Source organism: Microcystis sp. M53598_WE2 (assembly GCF_030067735.1).
In the GTDB taxonomy this organism is placed as follows: Bacteria; Cyanobacteriota; Cyanobacteriia; order Cyanobacteriales; family Microcystaceae; genus Microcystis; species Microcystis aeruginosa.
Window position 1 is genome coordinate 1 of record NZ_JASJFE010000959.1, and the last position, 3811, is coordinate 3811.

A 3811-nucleotide genomic window follows, 5' to 3' on the forward strand; every position below is an offset into this window, starting at 1 on the left:
GCAACTTTTACCGAGTTTAGATGTAGGTTCATTGATGCGCTGTATTAATACAGAAAATCATGCTCAAGCACTGCGGGAATTTAGAGCAGGGATAAAAAATATTGAATCAACATAACAATATAAAATGGTGATTTTTTCCGCCTATCTAAAGATTATGGGTTAACTTAACAGTTGCAGAATGCCAAGAATTAAATTTTCAATATTCCAGCGAAAGGGAACAAGTTTTTAACCGTTTCATCGCCTCCGTATTATTAGAAGAAAGACGAGCAGGTAATATTCCTGCTTGGGAAGGAATTAGGATTGTCAGAGAAAGGATTTAATAGCGATATTAATCCTTTAAAAGACAGTATTTTTTTGAAAATGCTCTCATTTCATCAACTCAATAACCAATCTAGATGATCCTGTAAACATTGCTTGAGGTCGTAGCGTTGCTTGATAGTTTCCCTGGCCTTTAAACGCAGATTTTGCCAACCCTGGGGATAATCTAACACTTCATCGACGCGATCGGCTATTTGTTGAGGAGAAAAGAAATCCACTAATAAACCATTTTCCCCATCAGTAATTAATTCTCGCACGGGGGGAGTATCGGAACCAATCACGACGCAACCCATGGCCATGGCCTCTAACATTGACCAAGAAAGCACAAAAGGACGAGTAAGATAGATATGGGCGGCCGATGCCTGTAAAACCTGTTTATATTGACCGTAGGGCAGAGAACCGGTAAAATGCACCCGGGATAAATCCAAAGAAAGGCTTTCTAACATCAATTGTTTATAGGTTTTGCCGTCCGGTAGAGTTTTCCCATAAGCAACCCGATCCTCCCCGACAATCACCACATGACAGTTAGGCCGACGGGCTAAAATTAGGGAAACAGCCGTCATAAATTGGGGAAAACCGCGATAGGGTTCCATTCCCCGGGTTGCATAGGTGACAATCTCCTTAACACCGGATAAATCTAAACCTATCTCTGGAATGACTAACTGCACATCGGGACGGGGACAGAAATAGTCCGTATCGATGCCATCGTGTAAAACCGTGAGTTTAGAGTGAAATTCGCGGGGAAATTGTTGTTTTTGCCAGATAGTCGGCGATAAACCTCGATCGCAACTGACCAGATCGATGAGGATCGGGGCATTTTTAATTCTAATCCGGGCCTCGGCATCAGCATTAAGCGGATCCGCCGGATCAAAATCAGCATCGGAACCATGGGCATGATAAAACCATTCAAAATAGGCTAAAAACTTAGTTTTCGGGAAAATATCCTTGATAAATAGGCCTGGCCCCCAGCCAGAATGTGCATAGACAATATCGGGATAAAATCCTTGATTTTTCAGTTGTTGGCAAACAGCATAAACCGCTTGACCTTGCAAAACCGCACTTTCGAGGGGACGGACATAATGATGGGTTTGGGGAGAAACAGCGCGACTTTCCTTGTAAATAAATTTTTTTACCCCCGCTATCTCTCCCTCTTGCCTGGTAGTGCCGAAAATCACTTGATTTCCGGGGTCTTGAGCCAAAACCGTGATTAAATGGCGAAATTGGGCGGGAAAATTGGAATGAAGGAATAAAAATTTCATCGCAGGTAAAGGTTTAGAAAAAGCGATCGCTAATCGTACATTGTCCCTGAAAACGGAGCAGATGATCGCATAATACCAAAGCCATCATCGCTTCTACCATGGGGACCGCTCGGGGTAAAACACAAGGATCGTGTCTTCCTTTGGCTGCCAGGGTGGTTTCTTCCCCAGTGCGCGTCACGGTTTTTTGTTCTTTACCGATAGTCGCGGTGGGTTTAAAAGCGATGCGGATAATAATATTTTCACCGTTACTGATTCCCCCTTGGATACCCCCCGAACGATTGCTCGTGGTGCGAATTTCCCCGTTATCATCGATAAAATACTCGTCATTGTGTTCGCTGCCGGTTAAGAAGGTTCCCGCGAATCCCGATCCGATTTCAAATCCCTTACTCGCGGGTAAGGACATCATCCCCTTAGCTAAATCGGCTTCTAGCTTATCAAAAACGGGTTCTCCTAGACCTTTCGGCACATTTCTGGCTACACATTCCACCACACCGCCGATCGAGTCCTTATCCAGGCGAATTTGGTCGATCAGGGCGATCATTTTGGCGGCCGTTTCCCCGTTGGGACAACGCACTATATTACTTTCCACCTCGTCGAGGGTGACGGTGTTGGGGTCGATGATTGCCTCAAGATCTTTAATTCGCTTCACATAGCCGATAATCTCGACATTATAGACAGATTTAAGGATTTTTTTAGCGATCGCTCCTGCGGCCACCCGGCCGATGGTTTCCCGGGCCGAAGATCTGCCTCCTCCTTTCCAGTTGCGAATGCCGTATTTTGCTTCGTAGGTGGCATCCCCATGGGAAGGTCGGAATTTCTCGGCCATTTCGTTGTAATCTTGCGAACGAGCATCCTGATTCCGCACTAAAATAGCGATCGGTGTACCGAGGGTTTTGCCGTCAAAAACGCCCGAAATTATCTCACAAATGTCATTTTCTCGGCGCGGGGTCACGATTCTGCTTTGTCCCGGTTTGCGACGGTCTAAATCGATTTGAATCTCCTCTTCGGAAATTTCTAAGCGCGGGGGACAACCATCGATAACCACTCCTACCCCACCCCCGTGAGATTCTCCAAAAGTGGAAACCCGAAATAGTCGTCCGAAAGTGTTACCCATAATCTCAATGTCTATTAAGCCTCAAGGTTTTATTGTACCTGAACGGTTATCGGTTTTTCGGGAATAGGGGTTGGGGGTTGGGAATTATGAATTATGAATTATGAATTATGAATTGGGTGGTGGGGTGGTGGGGTAGTGGGGAATTTAGCCGAAATTTCCCCATCTCCCTATCTCCCTAAATCCCTATCTACTGTCTTCAGGTTAAGATTCCCAAAAAAAGGCTATTCTTTACCTTGATATAGCCTGGCGAAAATTTGATGACTTCCTTGTTGGTTCACACTTATCCTTCTCTTGTCAAGGGTATTTTAATTAAACGTTACAAACGCTTTTTTGCCGATATACAATTGGACAACGGAGAATTAATTACGGCCCATTGCGCTAATACCGGACCGATGACGGATGTATGCGTAGAAGGTCAACCGGTTTATCTTTCCCGTAGTGATAACCCGAAGCGAAAATTAGCTTATACCTGGGAGATGATTCAACTGGGGGAGACTTGGGTGGGAGTTAATACCAATCTTCCTAATCAGGTGGTGAAAAATGCCCTGTTGCAAGGAGTTTTTCCCGATTTGGTCAAAAATGAAACCGAGGTGCGATCGGAAGTGGCCTACGGTCAAAATAATGGCAGTAGAATTGATTTTCTTTTGACCCATGAGGATAATTCCCTCACCTATATCGAGGTTAAAAATACCACTTGGAATCAGGGAGAAACGGCACTTTTTCCCGATACTGTCACCACGCGAGGACAGAAGCATTTACAGGAATTAATGGCTTTATTGCCGGCAGCGGAGGCGATTATGCTCTACTTTATTAATCGGGGTGATTGTTACCGATTTGCTCCGGGGGATAGTAAGGATACTAAATACGGGCAGTTATTGCGTCAAGCAGTGGCTAAAGGAGTCAAAGTTTTACCCTGTCGCTTCCAAGTGACACCCACGGGAATTTATTATTTAGGTTTAGCAGAATTGCAGCTGTGAAACGAGTAGTTTAGATCGGCCGGCTTTTGACAAAATCCCCCAGACCGCAACTGACCTTGAAAAGCTTAGAGACACAGTTACCTGTGCCTCTAATGGGGATTTTGTCGATACATATTTGAGGTAATTTGTCAAGGTTTTTGATA

3 protein-coding genes are annotated in these 3811 nt (G+C 44.7%); 1 reads left to right on the forward strand and 2 read right to left on the reverse strand.

Annotated features, from left to right (window positions below):
* Positions 1-374: 374 nt before the first annotated feature.
* Positions 375-1577: a glycosyltransferase family 4 protein gene (locus PX636_RS19670; RefSeq protein ID WP_012265183.1), complete on the reverse strand. Its 1203-nt coding sequence runs from the start codon at positions 1575-1577 to the stop codon at positions 375-377.
* 13 nt (positions 1578-1590) lie between these two features.
* On the reverse strand, positions 1591-2691 hold the full coding sequence (aroC, locus tag PX636_RS19675) for a chorismate synthase (RefSeq protein WP_002798327.1): 1101 nt from the start codon (positions 2689-2691) through the stop codon (positions 1591-1593).
* Between the two features lie 257 nt (positions 2692-2948).
* Here aroC and sfsA point away from each other — a divergent pair, with 257 nt between their 5' ends.
* Positions 2949-3668 (forward strand): DNA/RNA nuclease SfsA, encoded by a 720-nt coding sequence (sfsA, locus tag PX636_RS19680; protein WP_288118414.1) that lies wholly within the window; start codon positions 2949-2951, stop codon positions 3666-3668.
* Positions 3669-3811: the final 143 nt, after the last annotated feature.